Here is a 1,139-nt window from a genome sequence, read left to right as displayed (position 1 = left end):
TCGGAGAGTTTGATCCTGGCTCAGGACGAACGCTGGCGGCGTGCCTAATACATGCAAGTCGAGCGGACAGAAGGGAGCTTGCTCCCGGATGTTAGCGGCGGACGGGTGAGTAACACGTGGGTAACCTGCCTGTAAGACTGGGATAACTCCGGGAAACCGGAGCTAATACCGGATAGTTCCTTGAACCGCATGGTTCAAGGATGAAAGACGGTTTCGGCTGTCACTTACAGATGGACCCGCGGCGCATTAGCTAGTTGGTGGGGTAATGGCTCACCAAGGCGACGATGCGTAGCCGACCTGAGAGGGTGATCGGCCACACTGGGACTGAGACACGGCCCAGACTCCTACGGGAGGCAGCAGTAGGGAATCTTCCGCAATGGACGAAAGTCTGACGGAGCAACGCCGCGTGAGTGATGAAGGTTTTCGGATCGTAAAGCTCTGTTGTTAGGGAAGAACAAGTGCGAGAGTAACTGCTCGCACCTTGACGGTACCTAACCAGAAAGCCACGGCTAACTACGTGCCAGCAGCCGCGGTAATACGTAGGTGGCAAGCGTTGTCCGGAATTATTGGGCGTAAAGGGCTCGCAGGCGGTTTCTTAAGTCTGATGTGAAAGCCCCCGGCTCAACCGGGGAGGGTCATTGGAAACTGGGAAACTTGAGTGCAGAAGAGGAGAGTGGAATTCCACGTGTAGCGGTGAAATGCGTAGAGATGTGGAGGAACACCAGTGGCGAAGGCGACTCTCTGGTCTGTAACTGACGCTGAGGAGCGAAAGCGTGGGGAGCGAACAGGATTAGATACCCTGGTAGTCCACGCCGTAAACGATGAGTGCTAAGTGTTAGGGGGTTTCCGCCCCTTAGTGCTGCAGCTAACGCATTAAGCACTCCGCCTGGGGAGTACGGTCGCAAGACTGAAACTCAAAGGAATTGACGGGGGCCCGCACAAGCGGTGGAGCATGTGGTTTAATTCGAAGCAACGCGAAGAACCTTACCAGGTCTTGACATCCTCTGACAACCCTAGAGATAGGGCTTTCCCTTCGGGGACAGAGTGACAGGTGGTGCATGGTTGTCGTCAGCTCGTGTCGTGAGATGTTGGGTTAAGTCCCGCAACGAGCGCAACCCTTGATCTTAGTTGCCAGCATT

Annotated in this window: 1 rRNA gene; it reads left to right on the top strand. The window is 55.2% G+C overall.

Going from position 1 to position 1,139, the window contains the following annotated elements:
• A 16S ribosomal RNA gene (locus ACN6NB_RS19480) occupies positions 1-1,139 on the top strand; the annotation flags it as partial.

This window comes from Bacillus sp. 11B20, assembly GCF_056098985.1.
The sequence above is the reverse complement of the archived record's forward strand: the minus strand, read 5'-3'. Positions and strand labels throughout refer to the sequence as shown.